At 47.2% G+C, this 16,398-nt stretch carries 16 protein-coding genes; 4 read left to right on the top strand and 12 right to left on the bottom strand.

Translation table 11 applies throughout. The annotated features are described in order from the left end of the window. Window positions 1-12: 12 nt before the first annotated feature. From RJ47_RS02460 to RJ47_RS02450, 3 genes are all read right to left on the bottom strand, one after another. The gene (locus RJ47_RS02460) at window positions 13-393 is read right to left on the bottom strand and encodes a hypothetical protein (RefSeq protein ID WP_005470085.1); all 381 of its coding nucleotides are present in this window, start codon (window positions 391-393) and stop codon (window positions 13-15) included. A gap of 108 nt (window positions 394-501) precedes the next feature. Next, window positions 502-2,343 carry a putative bifunctional diguanylate cyclase/phosphodiesterase gene (locus RJ47_RS02455; RefSeq protein ID WP_039481056.1) on the bottom strand — a complete coding sequence of 614 codons (1,842 nt, stop codon included), beginning with the start codon at window positions 2,341-2,343 and terminating at the stop codon, window positions 502-504. 113 nt (window positions 2,344-2,456) lie between these two features. Next, window positions 2,457-3,344: a LysR family transcriptional regulator gene (locus RJ47_RS02450; RefSeq protein WP_005469978.1), complete on the bottom strand. Its 888-nt coding sequence runs from the start codon at window positions 3,342-3,344 to the stop codon at window positions 2,457-2,459. Between the two features lie 113 nt (window positions 3,345-3,457). Between RJ47_RS02450 and RJ47_RS02445 the strand changes: the two genes are divergently transcribed. The 3 genes from RJ47_RS02445 to RJ47_RS21585 all read left to right on the top strand — a co-directional run bounded on the left by RJ47_RS02445 (window position 3,458) and on the right by RJ47_RS21585 (window position 5,257). Further along, the gene (locus tag RJ47_RS02445; RefSeq protein WP_038216808.1) at window positions 3,458-4,636 is read left to right on the top strand and encodes a multidrug effflux MFS transporter; all 1,179 of its coding nucleotides are present in this window, start codon (window positions 3,458-3,460) and stop codon (window positions 4,634-4,636) included. Window positions 4,637-4,699: 63 nt separating this feature from the next. Continuing rightward, on the top strand, window positions 4,700-5,053 hold the full coding sequence (locus RJ47_RS02440) for a hypothetical protein (protein WP_005469919.1): 354 nt from the start codon (window positions 4,700-4,702) through the stop codon (window positions 5,051-5,053). Window positions 5,054-5,122: 69 nt separating this feature from the next. After that, the gene (locus RJ47_RS21585) at window positions 5,123-5,257 is read left to right on the top strand and encodes a hypothetical protein (RefSeq protein ID WP_005469995.1); all 135 of its coding nucleotides are present in this window, start codon (window positions 5,123-5,125) and stop codon (window positions 5,255-5,257) included. An 81-nt stretch (window positions 5,258-5,338) separates the two neighbouring features. Here RJ47_RS21585 and RJ47_RS02435 read toward each other — a convergent pair whose 3' ends face one another. From RJ47_RS02435 to norR, 9 genes are all read right to left on the bottom strand, one after another. Continuing rightward, entirely contained in the window at window positions 5,339-5,962 is a 624-nt protein-coding gene (locus tag RJ47_RS02435; protein WP_039481055.1) for a glutaredoxin domain-containing protein, read from the bottom strand. Between the two features lie 39 nt (window positions 5,963-6,001). Further along, on the bottom strand, window positions 6,002-6,904 hold the full coding sequence (locus tag RJ47_RS02430; RefSeq protein WP_038136254.1) for a DMT family transporter: 903 nt from the start codon (window positions 6,902-6,904) through the stop codon (window positions 6,002-6,004). Window positions 6,905-7,014: 110 nt separating this feature from the next. Further along, on the bottom strand, window positions 7,015-7,938 hold the full coding sequence (locus RJ47_RS02425; RefSeq protein WP_039481052.1) for a DMT family transporter: 924 nt from the start codon (window positions 7,936-7,938) through the stop codon (window positions 7,015-7,017). Between the two features lie 189 nt (window positions 7,939-8,127). Continuing rightward, the gene (locus RJ47_RS02420) at window positions 8,128-9,474 is read right to left on the bottom strand and encodes an MATE family efflux transporter (protein WP_038136258.1); all 1,347 of its coding nucleotides are present in this window, start codon (window positions 9,472-9,474) and stop codon (window positions 8,128-8,130) included. A gap of 83 nt (window positions 9,475-9,557) precedes the next feature. Continuing rightward, on the bottom strand, window positions 9,558-11,474 hold the full coding sequence (locus RJ47_RS02415) for a monovalent cation:proton antiporter-2 (CPA2) family protein (RefSeq protein ID WP_005469945.1): 1,917 nt from the start codon (window positions 11,472-11,474) through the stop codon (window positions 9,558-9,560). Further along, window positions 11,471-12,091: an NAD(P)H-dependent oxidoreductase gene (locus tag RJ47_RS02410; RefSeq protein ID WP_005470226.1), complete on the bottom strand. Its 621-nt coding sequence runs from the start codon at window positions 12,089-12,091 to the stop codon at window positions 11,471-11,473. The genes RJ47_RS02415 and RJ47_RS02410 overlap by 4 nt, the downstream gene beginning before the upstream one ends. Before the next feature lie 148 nt (window positions 12,092-12,239). After that, window positions 12,240-12,851, bottom strand: coding sequence for an HAD family hydrolase (locus RJ47_RS02405; protein WP_039481047.1), 612 nt, complete (start codon window positions 12,849-12,851; stop codon window positions 12,240-12,242). Window positions 12,852-12,878: 27 nt separating this feature from the next. Next, window positions 12,879-13,238, bottom strand: a complete 360-nt coding sequence (locus RJ47_RS02400) for a glutaredoxin family protein (protein ID WP_039481042.1) — start codon at window positions 13,236-13,238, stop codon at window positions 12,879-12,881. 111 nt (window positions 13,239-13,349) lie between these two features. Beyond that, entirely contained in the window at window positions 13,350-14,939 is a 1,590-nt protein-coding gene (norR, locus tag RJ47_RS02395) for a nitric oxide reductase transcriptional regulator NorR (RefSeq protein ID WP_039481039.1), read from the bottom strand. A 239-nt stretch (window positions 14,940-15,178) separates the two neighbouring features. Between norR and hmpA the strand changes: the two genes are divergently transcribed. Next, on the top strand, window positions 15,179-16,351 hold the full coding sequence (gene hmpA / locus RJ47_RS02390) for an NO-inducible flavohemoprotein (protein WP_039481036.1): 1,173 nt from the start codon (window positions 15,179-15,181) through the stop codon (window positions 16,349-16,351). Window positions 16,352-16,398: the final 47 nt, after the last annotated feature.

The following is a 16,398-nucleotide window of genomic DNA, read 5'->3' as shown; positions in this document are numbered from 1 at the left end:
TTCCTTACGTTATCAGTCTAAAGGCGCTTGAATGCGCTGTAATTGTTGTTGTAATTGAAGAAATCGAATATCACCGTCATCCCAGTGGTAATAAAACCGCTTGAGACAGAGTAGGGGCGTGTGAATGGAATCGAGGCAGACACGACGAAATATTCGGCTGCGAATTGGATCTTGGATGGCATCTAACAAGTCGAAATAGAGCCGCCTTAGGAAGAGCTCACATAGTAGTGTGTTTTCGTTAGTCGCTCCGGGTTCATAAAACGACGACAGGTTCATTGCGCTGTGGATGTAGTCTTGAATAACGTCGGGTTCAAAACCACCAGACGTGAGTTTATTGTTAAAGCGGTCCTGTGCTTTAAAGAAACACAAATACAAGGGTTGCTGGCAATGCATGATTCGCCTCGACTTTTTAATCTTAATGATAATTATTATCAAATAAGATCTTTTTATCAACCCTGCTTTCGGTATGGAAAAAGAAAACTGGCTAGCGAAGGGGGGAAGCTAGCCATTAGAAACATGCTGCTGTTTATCCAAAAGTGCAGACTGCATTTCAATGATTTCTTCAGGAAGTGCAGGGCGAGCAAAATAGTAGCCCTGAATTTGTTCACATCCCATCGCGTAAAGCTTGTCGAGCGCTTGTTGGTCTTCAACCCCTTCAGCGACTAAGCTCACTTGAAGTCTATTCGCTAGTTGGATGATGAGCCAAACCACACTTTCAGACGTCTCGTTGGTCAACATATTGCGAATAAACGTCGCGTCGATCTTGATGCAGTCTATTGGGTAGCTGTGAATGTAGTTTAAACTCGAATAGCCAGTACCAAAGTCATCGAGAGCCACGGTAAAACCAAGCAATCTCAGTTTATCTAAGATAATTTTCACTTCCTTGGTACGTGAAAGGAGCACGGTTTCAGTGAGCTCGATGGTGAACTCTTCCGGTTTAAATCCGTAATGCTCAATGGTTTCTAGCAAGTGTTCTAAATACCGTTTGGCATTGGTTATTTCATAGGCAGAGCAGTTCAGCGCGAGCTTTACTTTATGTCCCAATCCTTTTTCAAGTTTCTGTTTAGCGGCGCAGGCCAATTCTACAATTCGCTCCCCAAGTTCAATGATCAGGCCTGATTGCTCCGCAGCTTCGATAAATTCGAGAGGAGAAATCGCGCCTAGCGCTTGGCTATTCCAACGCGCAAGCACTTCGAAGTAGTTCCATTGTTCAGAGTGGCGACTGACAATTGGCTGAGTCACCACGTAGATCTCGTTATCTCTGGTAGTGGGGTCCAATTCGTTTCTTAGCGCATCAATGATCATTGCCCTTCGATAGTATTGTGCGCTCAAGTGGGTGTCATAGCATTGAATGGATAGGTGTCGAGACTGCTTGCCTTCTTTCAAGGCGAGACTGGCATTTAACATGATTTGGTCCGCATTTAAGCTATGAGCACTGTAGCGCGCTAAGCCGATGCTGACTTTCACTCGAATGGTGTGAGCTGGGTCTTGATACCCTTGTTCAAGTCTATCGATGATGCGATTGCACACTTCAAATGGGTCGCCAGATAGTGAAATAAAGGCGAACTCATCCCCCGCGATACGAAAGGCCAGCTGTTTGTCGTGGACTGTTTCTTCAATCGTCTTGGCGACGAACTTGATGATCTGGTCGCCAATGTAATTACCATACAGGTCATTGATTGACTTGAAGTTATCGATATCGATATAGGCAAGTGTAAACGGAGTTGTCCCGATTTCGGTCAACCGTTCCAGCTTATCAGCCAAAAAGCTTCGATTGAGTAGGCCAGTCAAATTGTCGTGGGAAACCTCGAAACTCAGTTGATTGACCAAGCTGTCTGAGCGAGCTGAAAGCCATTTAGCACGTAGGCTGTGAACCACAACATGGGCGAACAGCTTATGGTGATAAATCATCTCTTCGACATCGTGTAACTCTCGGGTGAAACTGGAGAGAAGTACGCCCAACACTTCGCCCGTTTCTGAACGAAGTGGTACACCTAAATAGGACTTGATGCCATTTTCTTTGAGGTACACATCGTGAGGGAAGCGTTTTACAACTTCGTTTTCATACAGGACATAGTCAAGTTCTGTGTTGGTGACCGTTGCACAGGGTGTTGCTGTTAACGCATAGGCGAAAGGGGGTTGCAACTGATTCTCGCACGCGAAAGACAAGGTGCTTGCTTTGGTTTTGAAGCGATCAACCTCTATCAAGCATGTGCAGAAACTTGAATAATTCTGATGCAACACGAGGGTTACGTTGTTGAGCAGTTCCGCGCCATCTAAACTCAGTGTTTTATTGATTACATCCAAATCAATAGACGGAGCGATCATTGTATTCCTAGCCATAGTAGAACCCATATTGAGTGACTTGAGTCACATGTTGTTAGTATTGGTTCAAATTAAATATGGTATAGGTCGCATATTATCGCAAGTGAGATTGTCGATTTATCCCTTCGACTTTAGTCCGATCGCTCTTTGGCTAGGCGCTCTTTTAAATAGTCCAAAAACAGTTTGGTGCGCGTGTGCTGGTAGTCCAATTTAGGGTAATAGGCGTACACGGTCGCTTCATCTGCCGTGATGTTTGGTAAGATGCGTCGAAGCGTGCCGTTATTGAGATCGTCTTTGATCATCACATCGTTTGTGACCAAGATACCCATGCTGTTTTTCGCCGCATAGAACATTGCCTCTGGGTTGGTTGTTGCAAAATTGCCAGACAGCATGATGCGTTTTCCTTGCGTTAGTGTGATCTCTCTTTGCGGTCTCTCCCCCCATATCAGGGCATTGTGTGAGGTCAATTCTTCGATAGTTTTCGGCTCTCCGTGAGTCTCTATATAGCTTGGTGAGGCATAAAAGCCCGCTTTATGCTCGAAGAGTGGTGTGGCTTTGAAGCTAAGTGAGTTGAGTTGCTCCAACTCGCGACTGATAAAAAGATCCAAACTCAGCTCTGGCAGTTGCCCTGGTGTCGTGGTGATTAGCTGAATGCGAATATCGGGATACATGCGAAGAAAATCATTCAAGTATTGGACGAGAAATTTCGATCCTACCGCCAGCGTGGCACCAATTTTTAGTAACCCCGCAGGACTTTGGCTCACCGAGCGAGTCTCATCGACAATGGATTGCCACTCCTCCAGTTGCATCTTGGCTCGTTCGTAAAAAAGAGCCCCGGCCTCGGTCTGTGTTACTGTCCGGGTGGTGCGCTTTAAGAGTTGTACGCCAATTCGCTCTTCTAACCAGTGGACTCGTTTGGAAATAGCAGAGCTGGTGGTGTTCATTTTTCGTGCTGCGCCATTGAAGCTCCCTTCATCAACTACACGAATATAACTGTGAACGCTTTGAATCCAATCCATACCATTGCCTTATTGATTCTTGTTTGGAACTAATCAGTTTCCAACGAAGTGTATTATCTTTATCCAGTACCTAATTTACACTGAAATGAAATCGGTGCAACTAAGGGGGGAGAATGAGAAAAACACCTATTTTGTTGGCAATGATGATCATTGCGACGGGTCAAGTTGGTGTCAGTATTTATCTGCCGTCTTTACCCCTAATTAGCCAAGACTTGGCTGCCAGCCATGCCGATGTTCAACTGTTAGTGACCCTTTTCTTGGTCGGATTTGGCGCTTCCCAGCTGTTTTATGGACCCTTGTCTGATGCTATCGGGCGACGACCGGTGTTTTTGTTGGGTCAGGGCGTGTATTTACTGGGGACGGTGATTTGCGTTGCATTTTCGAGTGATCTTTCAACCTTGATTCTCGGGCGTTTACTGCAAGGTCTAGGTGCGGGAAGCGCATCTGTTCTTGGGCGGAGTGTGCTTAGAGATAGTTACGACGGCCCGCAATTGACTAAGGCGCTCTCTTACATCTCGGTGACGGCTTCAATCATGCCTATTGTTGCGCCGGTGTTTGGCGGTTGGATGGCTTTTTATCTTGGGTGGCAGTCGGTGTTTTTGTTTGTGCTGATCTACTTGGCGGCGATTTTTACCTTGGGTTATTTCGTCCTGCCGGAGACAAACAACAGCGGCAAGCATCGATTCAACGTGGTCGAGGTGGGAAAAAACTATGGGCGTTTGCTTGGCAACCGACAAGTTATCTCGAGTGCTAGTTATAACTGGATCAGTTACTTAACCAGCCTTGTGTCGCTTTCGGTGATGCCATTCTTGCTGCAACATCAAATCGGATTAACGGCGGCAGAGTATGGCTCTGTGATGATCATCCCTTCAGCGGGGTTAATGTTGGGTAGCTTAACTCTCAATGTCCTCAACCGTTATCTATCTACTGCGCAGCTTTTAGTCTTATCCATTTCGATTATGGGGTCGGCTGGTGTTTGGCTGTTGGTCACTCAAACCACGCTGTTTAACCTGATTTGGGCGTTTACTTGGCTGACGATTGCACAGGGAATGTCATTTCCTTTGTCGATCAGCATGCTGTTGGAGCCGCATAAAAAACAAGCCGGAGCGGTGTCCGCTTTATCGGGTTCTATTCAAATGTGTCTAGCAGGATTATTTGGTGGCTACCTTGTTGAGCATTGGGTTCAAGGCCAAACTTCGTTGGGGTGGGGATACATTATCGCCGCAACCATTATGGCGAGCGTGACCTACATGACGTTTCGTCGACCTATTATTAAGCAAGAGTTTGCTTGAATGGGCACAAACGACTGTTACAATGCGCGCAGCAAAATTAAATGCACCCAATAGGTAGAAAGCATGGAACACAAAGAGTTTGAACAGTTGGTGAAAGCCCTGTGCGAAAAAGAGAATTTGCCCCAAGCGCTAGAAGTACTAAAAGCGTCAGACGACCCTGAAGTGGCAGAAGCGGCACAATCTTTGGTTGGTCAGTTTGCCTTGGCGGAAGTGGAAGGCGAGAAGCGAATTTACCATGTTACGATCCAAGAAAATGAGCAAGGTGAAGAGCAAGAGTTTATCGAGCATGTGATGAACGAAGGCGATAATGTCATAGTGTTCGTTGCTTGGTTCTTTGATGCCATGTTTGAAGTGAAACGCAAAGAGACTTACCAAGCGGCAGGCAAAACGTATCACCAACCAAAACGCGCAAAATAATGTGATTTAGATCTTGTTTTTGTTTTAATTGTGATTAAAATCACGCTCCTTACTGTCGAGGAGATACACATGAATCACGAATTAGGCAATGCATATCTAGGTCAAATGATCGCAAAGCAAGCAATGCACGAAGCATTGTACGGAAAGCCTAAGGCGAAGAAAGCTTCTTTCATCAAACGCATGATGAAGAAAATGAGCAAGTAAACGCTTAGAGTGAAATGGAATTTAAAAAGCCGGAAATCATCGCTGATTTCCGGCTTTTGCTTTTCTGGGTAACGTTGAGAGTCATCCGACTGAGCTTTGATTCTCGTCCAGAGTCACCACATTATCAGGTACATTGCTCAAGCCTTTTTCATCCAACCAAGCGGCAAGGTTATCTGAACCTCCTACATAGTGACCATCCATCCAGATTTGTGGCACAGTCACAGGGGTTTTCTCACCGATAATGGCTTTGACCTCTGGAATCATTCGGTACAAAGCGGCGCTCTCTTTCACGACATCGTGATATTGGTACTCAATGCCAGCATCGTCGAGCATTTTCTTCGCTTTGACACAGTAAGGGCAGGTCGCTTTGCCATAGACAATGTTACCTTTCAGGGTATCGCGCGTTGTCCATTCTTTGATCACAGATTGCACTAATACACCGCGGTTTAGTGCTTCACCTTGGCTGATGACTTTACCTTCAACCATCAGGATTGGGGCATGCCAAGCACCAACTTTCAATGGTTCCCACCAATGAGAGAGCCAATCTTTTGCTTCGAGCTCTATTGGCACGTCAGCAAGTTCGTTTTCAAACGTATCTTTGAGGATGTCTTTTGTTAGAGTACATTCACCGCAAGGAATCTTGACACTGAATGGACCCCAACTGCCTCCCCAGCGATACAGTGTAATTTTAATTGGCTTTGTCATTGAGCTCTCTCCCGTAAACCTTTACCTAATAGAAAGGTACTAGGCGGATTTAATTTCAGCTTGGCGCGATTTTTTTGATTCCCACTGGGTGATGAATGCCACTGACGCGATAATGATTGCAGCTCCCAGCCACAGCCTTCCTGGTGGTACCCAGCCAAACACCATCCATCCAGCAAGTACGTTCAGAGGCAGTTTTGCGTGGTCAAAAGGCTGCACAAAAGAGGCGTCAGCAACGGAATATGCTTTAACAATAGCCCATTGCGCTAAGGCCGTCATGGCGCCAGCGGCAAGAAGCACCAACCAGATCGTTCCACCCGTCGGCATTTGCCAGTCGGGTAGTGCCAACAAGATATTAAAGGGCGTGATCAGAACCAGTAGGTATACCACCATGGTCGAAGGAGAGTCATCTGACGAAAGCTTCTTCACCATCAATGAATAACATGCCCAGAAGAAGGCGGCGCCAACGGGCAGCAAGGATGCCCAGTTAAAGTTATCTGCCCATGGCTCTAGAATGATCATCGCGCCAACAAATCCGGTGAGGGTGGCAAACCAGCGAGCGAGTCCCACTTTTTCTTTTAAGATTAGCCCAGAGCCGACCGTCGCAAACAGAGGCGATGTCATGAGTAGTGCAATGCCTTGCCAAATCGGTACTGGATAAGCTAACGCCCAAAGCCAAAGCTGAATACCAATAACAGAGAGAAACACACGAAACACATGCAGACCAAGGTGTTGTGTTTTCAGCGATTGTCTAATGCCAAGCGTTTTTAGATAAGGAAGAATGACCACTAAAGCGATGGCATATTGTATTAGTGCCACCGTTGTGGACGAGAGGCCAAAGTTGATGCTGGCGACTTGCGCAAGGCTATTGACGATGGCGAAAGCAAGACCGGCTGTCAGCATCCAGCTTGCGCCTTGAATAGGGTGGTGGGCTCTAGAATTCATAATCTTGTAAAGATGAAAAAGGGTTGCTGAATCATACGTGTTTATCCCTCTTGCGTCACCACTCTATCTCGTTGTTGATGTTCAAATTTATCGAGGGTTAATCCCTTGTTTTACTGGGGTTTACGCCGATTCATCGTAACCACAGAGAAAACGACTAGCGTCATTCCAATCGCGTGCCAGAGCGTAAATGTCTCGCCAAGGAGAAACACGGCGGCGATGGCAGTAATTGCTGGACCTATATTGCTCGTTAAACTCAGTTGTGTAGGGGAGAGCCGCGCCATCGCTGCGGCAATCAGATAAGAAGGCAGAACGGTACAAAAAATACCGAGTAGCACACCAATAACAATCAGCTCTTGGCTCCATTGTGTTATGTGTGCACCACTGCTGAGCAGATGAAGTAAGATGGCGCACCCAGCACTGCCCATTCCTATGCTGGTAAATAGCGCGCTACCAAGATGGGAGATGAGTGGTTTACTCCAAACCAAATAGAACGCAAACACCAGTGCGGAGGCCATAGCCAACAGGCTGCCTTTAACAATGGATTTGCCAAGTAGCTGAAAGTCATGGATAAAAATAAAGGCGATGCCTAAGTAACCAATCAGCGCCGATAGCATGACCTGCTTGGTCGGGACTTGCTTGTAGAGCGCCCAGCTAATCAGAACCACAAATGTTGGGAACAAAAATATCAGCAGACGCTCAAGTTGAGCCGAGATAAAAGCCAGTGATGCAATATCAAGATAGCTGGCACAGTAGTAACCTAGGATTCCAATAACCACCGCTTTTAGCCCATGGTCCCTGACTTTGTTTCGATTGTCTGCGCGACGACAAAGGTAAAAAAACATCGCGATATAGAGAGGCAGAGAGCTAAACGCACGCAGCGCCATTATCGAGGTTGCATCGCCGCCGGCTTGATAGGCAATTTTTATTAAAACGGGTTTCAGTGAAAAGAGAATACACCCTGCCAGAGCAAGCAAGATGCCGATCTGCGTTGTAGATGCTACGGTTGAGGGTATGGGTTGAGAGTCTTCGGTCATAGTCTCGTATCCTTGAAAGTGAAGATAAGGCGACGAGAGAGTGGGCGACTGGCTACGTTCTCTCGTAGCCAGGCACACAATTACCTACCAGCTACGGGCATTAAGCAGAAGGAGCCAAAGGTAGGTAAATGTGCAGTGCATAATCATAATCCTGTTTGATGATTTTTTAGCCTAACGTGATAGTAAGTGCTATGCAACCTCTTTATCCGCCGACTGCTGTTCCAATTGAACCAAGGCTCTTTGATACATCCACCATGCGCAGCCACCTGCAAGGAAATTGCCCACTAATGAGCCCCAAAATAGTCCTTCAATCCCCGCTAATTGAGCACCAACCCAAAGACATGGCAAGAAGAACGCAAACAACCGCAGCGCTGAAATTGTCAACGCAGTGTAGGATTTTCCAAGTGCGTTTGCGACAGACACCATCAGCATACAGATACCTAAGGCGCCCAAGCTGAATGGGACGATTAGCAGGTGATAATGGAGAATATCGCTCACGTTGGTTTCGCTGGTCATCAGCGTTGAAAGTGGCTCAGCGCCTAGCCAAGTAATCAAGGCAATAAGCAGCTGAAATCCTAGGACATAACGACAGGCGATGCTCACCAATTGGCGAATGTCATCTAACTTATTGGCGCCAAGCAGTCGTCCTATCATTGGAGGCATCGACATGGTTAGAGCCAACACGGATACGATGGCGAAAAACTCATATCGAGATCCGAGCGCCCAAGCAGCGACAGCCGCCGTGCCAAAACTGGCAAGCAGTTTTGTGGCTAACATTGAAGATAAAGGAGGCAGCAGTTGGCTAATCATGGCAGGACCCATGATGTTGGCAATCGAACGAACACTTTGGCTGACATCAAGGTCAGCCCATTGGTAACAAAGCCATTTTTTTCGGCTAACTTTGGGTGCAACGACAAGAATCCCGATACCAAATGCCAAGATAGTTGCAATCGCAGCGCCATTGATACCCAGATCAAAGGTAAAAATGAAAATCGGGTCCAATGCGAGGTTGAGTAAACTCGTCACCATCATCATGGTGCCTGGTAGCATGGTGTTACCATTTGCACGACATATACTGTAAAAGAAGTATAAAAGGGCGCCTGTCCACGCACTAACAAGCCAAACTATCCAGTAGCTATCAATGATTGGGAGTACCGATTCAGGCGCGCTAAGTAGCGCCAAGATAGGGCCACGCAGCAGATAAATGAACAGCGAGATGAGGGCGACGCCGACACTGCCCATCACAATGATCAGGCCTCCTAGCTGCTGCGCATAACGTTCTTGTTTTGCGCCCAGTGCTCTGGAAATGACTGCTGTTGTTGCGATACCTAAACCGACTTGTATGCCAATAATGATCATCTGGATTGGCAGCGTAAAACCTTGTGCAGCCAGCGGTAGAACGCCCAATTGACCAATAAAAGCACTGTCAATCAGTTGGAAGCTCATAAGCGATAAGACGCCAAATAGCATTGGCCAAGTCATATTAAAAAGTTGTCGTGCCAAAGAAGGCGATGTATTGAGCGTGTTTGAAGCCATAATCTCTCTATTTTAGTGAAGGCGGTTCTTTAGAAAGCAAAGCCGAGGCATGACCTCGGCACTTGGAAAACTGTTCTTGTGGGTTAGTCGTCAAGATCGTCTGCGTACCCTTTTGGCGGTGGTGTCCAGCCTCGTTCGTCTGCTGCATGTTTGTCGGATCGATCTCGCGTCATTTCAAGTTTGATCTGCTCTTCAAGGTGCATAAACAGTTTACGGTAATTATTGTCAAACCGCTCTCCGCTCGAATCTTCTTCCCAAGCTTGATACAAACTGTCTGACTTGCGATTTTCGACCCGCTGATAAGCTGCTTTTTGCTGCTCAACAAAAAACGGGTGGTGCCCGAGGCCACGCATCGCATGCGCGCCCAGTTCTAATGCTGAGTGGTAAGTTTCTAGTTCGATCACATCAGCCCCCGCTTGGCGAAGAAGGTAGCCATGACCGCGGTCAAAGGCACGTGCAAGGACTTTGACATGCGGGTAGGTGTGTTTGACGTATTTAGTGAGTTCAACGCTGCTTTCGCGATTATCGATAGCGATGACCAACATCTCTGCTTCTTCAATCCCCGCCGTGTGAAGCATATCCGGTCGGGTGGCGTCGCCGAAATAGGCTTCAGTGTTGATTTGGCGAACGACATCAATCTGGTCAGCCTGATGGTCAAGAACCACGGTTTTTATTCCATTAGACACAAGCAGTCGATTCACAATCTGACCGAAGCGACCAATTCCTGCAATGATCACGCTGCCATGTTCTTCTATCGTATCAGCGACCTGATCATTGGACTGATGCTGGTAGCGAGGAAGAATGACTTTATCAAAGAAGATGAATAAGCCTGGTGTTAAAAACATCGATAGGGCGACGACAAGAGAGAGTGTTTGCGCAAGCTCAACAGGAATAACGTGATTTTGCACTGTGAAGCTCAGCAATACGAAACCAAATTCACCAGCCTGGGCAAGGCTCAGTGTAAACAACCATCGATTGCTGCTCTTGATACGAAAAGCAAAGGCTAATACGAAAAGAATCAGCGCTTTGAGCAGCATGACCCCAAGTGTTAGACCAACGATAACAAAGAACTGGTTGAATAGGATGGCAAAGTTGATCCCCGCCCCGACGGTGATAAAAAATAGACCGAGCAATAAGCCTTTAAATGGGTCGATGTTTGACTCCAGTTCATGGCGAAACTCACTGTTTGCCAATACGACACCAGCCAAAAACGCGCCTAATGCAGGAGATAGCCCAACCAAACTCATCAACGCGGCAATGCCAACGACCAACATCAACGCCGTGGCAGTGAAGATCTCACGTAGGCCAGAACTGGCGACAAATCGGAACAGTGGGCGGCTCAAGTAGTGCCCACCAACCACTAAGCCAGCTATCGAGACCACAATCACGATCGCGTAGGCCCAGCCAGGTAATCCGGCGACTAGGCTCAGCTCCTCATGGTGTGCCGCCGCCGCTGCAGCGCCAGACTGTGCTTTCTCGACCAATTCGGGCAAAGCAAGCAAAGGGATAAACGCCAGCATTGGGATAACAGCGATGTCTTGAAATAGCAAAACCGAAAAGGCATTTTGGCCGCCTTCTGTCTTACTAAGTCCTTTTTCGTTAAAGGTTTGCAGTACGATCGCAGTTGATGAAAGCGCAAAAATAAGGCCGATGGCTAAGGCAATTGTCCACGGTTGATTAAAGTAGTGAGCTATCGCCATGATCAGAGCCGCAGTACCGACAACTTGCAGACCGCCAAGGCCCAGAAGTCGATTTCGCATTGACCAGAGCATTTTCGGTTCTAGCTCTAAACCGACCAGAAATAGCATCATGACAACGCCAAATTCGGCAAAGTGTTGAATGGTGGTGGTTTCTTCGCCAACTAAACCGATTATTGGGCCAATGACTACCCCGGCAATTAAATAGCCGAGTACCGAACCAAGGCCGAGTCGCTTTGCAATAGGGACAGCAATAACGGCCGCGACAAGGTAGATAAATGCTTGGAGAAAGTAACCTGTCATGCCTTATCCTCAGTTTTGATACTTGCTAAACAATGAGTCAGTTTTTCTGCTTTTGCTGCCTGTTTGAAATTTAAGCGCCCATCCACAAGCGCTTGAAGAAGCGTTTTCCACTCTTCAACGTGCTGTTTAATTCGCCCTTCCTCTTTTGCTGTTCTTGCGCCAAACAGGGCGAAAGGCGCGAGGTATCTCATCCCCGTGAGTGATGCCATTTGCTCAAGCGGGTAGAGCAGTTTTCGAATCGTAAAATGGTTATAGCCATCACTTTGATAGGCGTCTTCTTTACCGCCAGCGGTGAGAGCACAGAAAAACTTCTTGCCGTGGAGGGCATTACCTTCGCTGCCGTACGCGAAACCGTACTCCAGCACAAGATCTTGCCACTCCTTCAAGATCGACGGCGTGGAATACCAATAAAGCGGAAATTGGAAAATGATGATGTCGTGATCGCGCAACCGCTGTTGTTCGAGGTCTATATTGATGTTGTAGGTTGGGTACTCGTAATAGAGATCGACCGCGGTGACACCTTCGATCGCCTTTGCCGCGCGGAACAAAGGTTGATTCACTTCTGAACGTCTCGGTGACGGATGAGCATAGAGAACAAGGACGTTGTTGGTTGGCATAGCAAACAAAGACTCACGGTTTTATAGAATGAGGTTATTGTTGCACAGAGATACCGTTTTAACCATTTGTAACCTTTACTAAATGACAGAAACAGTTTCAAAAATTCGTGGACAATCCATGTATGAGTTTGACGGAGAGAGCCTCGTGCTAACGACTGCCTCGGCTGATGGCGTCAATGATGTCGTCGAGGTACTCAACCACTAACGAGGCGTGGTCTGCAAATTGCGCTCTTTGTCCATGAGTCACCAAGCATGAGGGCATATTGGCGTTATAAGCCGCTTGTAAATCATACAGATAATCGCCGACATAGAGAATTTGGTGCGCTCGGAGTGACCATTCTTTGGCAAGAGCGAGTAAGGAGTCAGGGGCGGGTTTTGGCGGATAGTGTTCCCGACTGATGATGCGCGAAATATCCAACTGGTTGTGAGCAACTTTTTGTTTGGCTGCTTGCTCGCAGTTGCGAGTGATGATGGCGGTTTGCAGTTGATTGGCGTTGATGAAGTCGAGCAGTTTCATGCAACCCGGCATCGGCGTTGAGTGCTGAGCATCGTCGAGTTCGTGTTGGAGAATCATTGCGTTAGCCTGCTCGGTTTCAACAGGGCAATTGAGCGTGTCGACAAATGAGAGCAAATCACTGTCCAAAGGGCAGCCGATTTGCTCTCTTAACCATTTAAAGTCCATGTTTGAACTGACTAAGGTATTGTCTAGGTCGAATACAATTGCTTTGATGGAGGTAGTATCAAGTTGAATTGCGGGCATAGACTGTACCTTATGTTTAAATGGGTATTAGGCGAACTCTTTCTCCAGATAAGTGACGATGTCTGAAGATTCGTACATCCACTCGACCTGGCCATCTTTTTCAATGCGAAGACATGGCACTTTAATACGGCCGCCACCCGCTTCAAGATCAGCGCGATGGGTTGGATCATTTTTAGCATCTCTGAGCTCAATATTCACTGACTGACGCTTCATTGCACGGCGTACTTTCACACAAAATGGACACGCTTCAAATTGATACAGGGCCATGGATTGCGCTTTGGTATCGGCCTCGTTTTGCGCATCTGGTGAACGTTTGACTCCTCTCGGGGAGAAAACATAGTTGAGCAACAAAATAACGCGGCCCAAAAACCAACGAATAAATTTCATACTATTCCCTTTAGTGTAGCTGGAGGTTGACTTAATAGTGGATGGGTTAGGTAGCCCGTCCCATCCTTATGCGGCCTATTGTAACCAAGTTGTAATCAAGAGGATACTGGCTTAGTTGAGTTCTATTTGGTGTTTTTTGGTGACATTTATGCCTAAGCGTTTCGCTAAGCGAGTCAGGTTAGCTCGGTCGGTTTTAAGTTCCCGCGCTGCTTGAGCCCAGTTGAAATTGGCTTCGGTGAGGGCGGCCATGATGATAGTTCGTTGATAGGATTCCGTCGTTTCACGAAGCCCTTTCGACCAGTCAATATCATGAGTCAATGTGGCTGGAGCAGAGGACGGTTGGGCGGTTAACCCTGATACGGAATGCAGATCGCCAATATCTTCAAGAGTCACCGTGATAAGGTGGCCACTTCGCACCCTTGCCCGTGCTTTAAGCGCCGCACGATTAATAACGTGTTCTAGCTCTCGAACGTTTCCTGGCCAATTATATTTGGCCAAAGCCAACCGAGCTTCTTTACCTAACTTGATTTGCACGATGCCAAGTTTTCGCCTTGCTTGTTCTAAGAAGTACCCTGCTAGCAGAATAATATCCCCGTCGCGCTCGCGAAGCGGCGGAACCTGTATCGGGTAAACGCTCAATCTATGGTAGAGGTCAGAGCGAAAACGGCCGTCAGCGACTTCCTTTTTGAGGTCACGGTTGGTGGCGGCTAGTACCCGAACGTCGATGGTTTCAACCTTGTCTTGACCAACAGGCTGAATCTCGTTGTTTTGCAGTGCTCGTAATATTTTGCTTTGCGCTGCAAGCGGGAGCTCACCAATTTCATCCAAAAAGAGCGTACCGCCGTTAGCCAGAGCAAATTTGCCCATACGGGATTTATCGGCCCCAGTAAACGCCCCTTTTACATGACCAAACAGCTCACTTTCGACCAAATTTTCTGGAATCGCAGCACAGTTTACATAGACCAAGGGCTGTTTTTTTCGTGGCGACAAGTGATGAAGGCTGCGGGCGACCAACTCTTTGCCTACGCCGGTTTCACCGTGAATCAGTATGTTGAAATTTGATGGAGCCACCACCTCAATATCCGACTTGAGCAATTGCATCGAATCACTGGCGCCAATGATCTCTCCGCCATCTCGCTCCCATGCCTCCTCATTGAGTTCTTCAAAACGTTGTTGAGTCTGCTTCGCTTGCTGCTCTAATTGGCTAACGGTGAGTGCGACCTTAAGGCTTGATGCAGCAAGGGCAGAGAGAGCGTCTAAACTACGAGTAGGAATCTGGTCAAATACATTCGGTGTCAGGCTATCTAGGGTGAGAATACCAATGAGCGTCTCCGCGTAAACCAGCGGCAGTCCCATGCAGGCATGCATTGGCAGGTCGCCTTCATAATCCAGTAGTAGGCTGTCAAAAGGATCGGGAAGTTCGCAGTCGGCGTCAAAACGGATGGCACTTTTGGACTCACAGATGTTTTTAAACCTTGGGTGCTCGTCTACTTTAAATCGACGCCCTAGTGTGTCTCGAGTCAGTCCCTGAATGGCTAAAGGGACGAGAGTATCACCTTGTAGTGAGAGTAGCGCGACGCAATCACATTGAATCGCTTTACGAATGGCATCGAGTAATTTGTTGAATCTATCGTGGTCATTGTCACCGACAGCAAGGCTGATGGTCATATCGATCAACGTGGAAACAGAGATATCTTGCATAATGATCCAAGTACTTGTTTTAAATAGGTTGTTTTGCACTCACTTAGTGTGAGTGATTAATGCATTGTAGAGTCAAATGGACATGAAATCAAAAGGTCATTTTGACCTAGATTCTCTTGTTTTATTGCCATGAACCATAGCGCCATCGGTAAACAAGAAGTTGGCACCATTTGTGCTCTAGGCTGGGTAGTAAAGTTGTAAACATAACGTATAAATAAAACCCCATTGAGGAGAACTTCATGCTTAACAACCAGCATATTGACATTGTAAAGAGCACCATTCCATTACTTGAAAGTGCCGGTCCAGCGCTTACGGCCCACTTTTATCAGCGTATGTTTGCGCATAATCCTGAGCTCAAAGACATTTTCAATATGACGCACCAAAAAACAGGACGCCAAAGTGTCGCATTATTTGAGGCGGTAGCAGCGTATGCAAAGAACATTGAGAACCTTGCAGCTCTGACATCTGCGGTAGAGCGCATTGCTCACAAACATACCAGTTTCAATATTCAAGCTGAGCATTACCACATTGTCGGTCACCATTTGATTGAGACCTTACGTGAACTTGCGCCAGATGCATTTACGGCGGAAGTGGAAGAAGCTTGGACAGCGGCTTATTTGTTTTTAGCGCAGATTTTCATTGATCGTGAAGGTGACTTGTATCAGCAGCGCAGCCAAGCCAAAGGAGGTTGGGAGAACGCGCGCGAATTCAAAGTTACGCAAAAAATCCGCGAGTCTGAGTTTGTCACCAGCTTTGTCCTCGCTCCCGTTGATGGTGGCGCAGTACTGGATTATCAACCCGGGCAATACTTAGGTATTGAGGTGAAGCCTGCAGGTTCAGAACATGTTGAGATCAGGCAGTATTCGTTATCGCACAAACCAAATGGCAAAGACTATCGTATCTCTGTTAAGCGCGAAGTGGGTGAGCACAAGGGCTTGGTGTCGAATCACATGCATGACGCTGTGAAAGTGGGTGATGTGGTTCGCTTATACGCACCAGCGGGCGACTTTTACTATCAAGAAAAGAACCTGCCTGTAGTGTTAATTTCGGCGGGTGTTGGGGCGACACCAATGCAGTCTATGCTTCATAGTCTCGCGGATGCGGGTAAGCAAGACGTGAGCTACTTGTACGCGTGTAATGGGGCCGAGCAGCACACGTTCAAGCAAGAAACGGCACAATTAATTGAGCAGCAAGGGTGGAAGCAGTTTGCGTGGTATCTAAACGCAGAAGCGGATTTCTCAGGCCAAATGGATCTTTGCCTTGTGAGTGAAGTACTGCCTATGACTGAGGCGGATTTTTATATTTGTGGTCCGGTGCTGTTTATGGAGAGCATTGTTAAGCAGCTTGCATCACTAGGCGTATCACGCGATCGCATTCATTACGAGGTGTTTGGCCCACACACTTACCTGTAAATGGGGTGCGCATTTTATTGCAAAAGGCCTTCAATTGAAGGCCTTAA

The organism is Vibrio sinaloensis (assembly GCF_000808535.1).
Lineage (GTDB): Bacteria > Pseudomonadota > Gammaproteobacteria > Enterobacterales > Vibrionaceae > Vibrio > Vibrio sinaloensis_D.
The sequence above is the reverse complement of the archived record's forward strand: the minus strand, read 5'-3'. Positions and strand labels throughout refer to the sequence as shown.

Coding starts and splice junctions, on each gene's coding strand:
- RJ47_RS21585 (WP_005469995.1), top strand. CDS start 5,123: ATGAATCACGAATTAGGCAATGCATATCTAGGTCAAATGATCGCAAAG.
- RJ47_RS02415 (WP_005469945.1), bottom strand. CDS start 11,474: ATGACAGGTTACTTTCTCCAAGCATTTATCTACCTTGTCGCGGCCGTT.
- RJ47_RS02405 (WP_039481047.1), bottom strand. CDS start 12,851: ATGCCCGCAATTCAACTTGATACTACCTCCATCAAAGCAATTGTATTC.
- RJ47_RS02400 (WP_039481042.1), bottom strand. CDS start 13,238: ATGAAATTTATTCGTTGGTTTTTGGGCCGCGTTATTTTGTTGCTCAAC.
- RJ47_RS02430 (WP_038136254.1), bottom strand. CDS start 6,904: ATGAATTCTAGAGCCCACCACCCTATTCAAGGCGCAAGCTGGATGCTG.
- hmpA (WP_039481036.1), top strand. CDS start 15,179: ATGCTTAACAACCAGCATATTGACATTGTAAAGAGCACCATTCCATTA.
- RJ47_RS02425 (WP_039481052.1), bottom strand. CDS start 7,938: ATGACCGAAGACTCTCAACCCATACCCTCAACCGTAGCATCTACAACG.
- RJ47_RS02450 (WP_005469978.1), bottom strand. CDS start 3,344: ATGGATTGGATTCAAAGCGTTCACAGTTATATTCGTGTAGTTGATGAA.
- RJ47_RS02420 (WP_038136258.1), bottom strand. CDS start 9,474: ATGGCTTCAAACACGCTCAATACATCGCCTTCTTTGGCACGACAACTT.
- RJ47_RS02410 (WP_005470226.1), bottom strand. CDS start 12,091: ATGCCAACCAACAACGTCCTTGTTCTCTATGCTCATCCGTCACCGAGA.
- RJ47_RS02440 (WP_005469919.1), top strand. CDS start 4,700: ATGGAACACAAAGAGTTTGAACAGTTGGTGAAAGCCCTGTGCGAAAAA.
- RJ47_RS02445 (WP_038216808.1), top strand. CDS start 3,458: ATGAGAAAAACACCTATTTTGTTGGCAATGATGATCATTGCGACGGGT.
- RJ47_RS02435 (WP_039481055.1), bottom strand. CDS start 5,962: ATGACAAAGCCAATTAAAATTACACTGTATCGCTGGGGAGGCAGTTGG.
- RJ47_RS02460 (WP_005470085.1), bottom strand. CDS start 393: ATGCATTGCCAGCAACCCTTGTATTTGTGTTTCTTTAAAGCACAGGAC.
- norR (WP_039481039.1), bottom strand. CDS start 14,939: ATGCAAGATATCTCTGTTTCCACGTTGATCGATATGACCATCAGCCTT.
- RJ47_RS02455 (WP_039481056.1), bottom strand. CDS start 2,343: ATGGCTAGGAATACAATGATCGCTCCGTCTATTGATTTGGATGTAATC.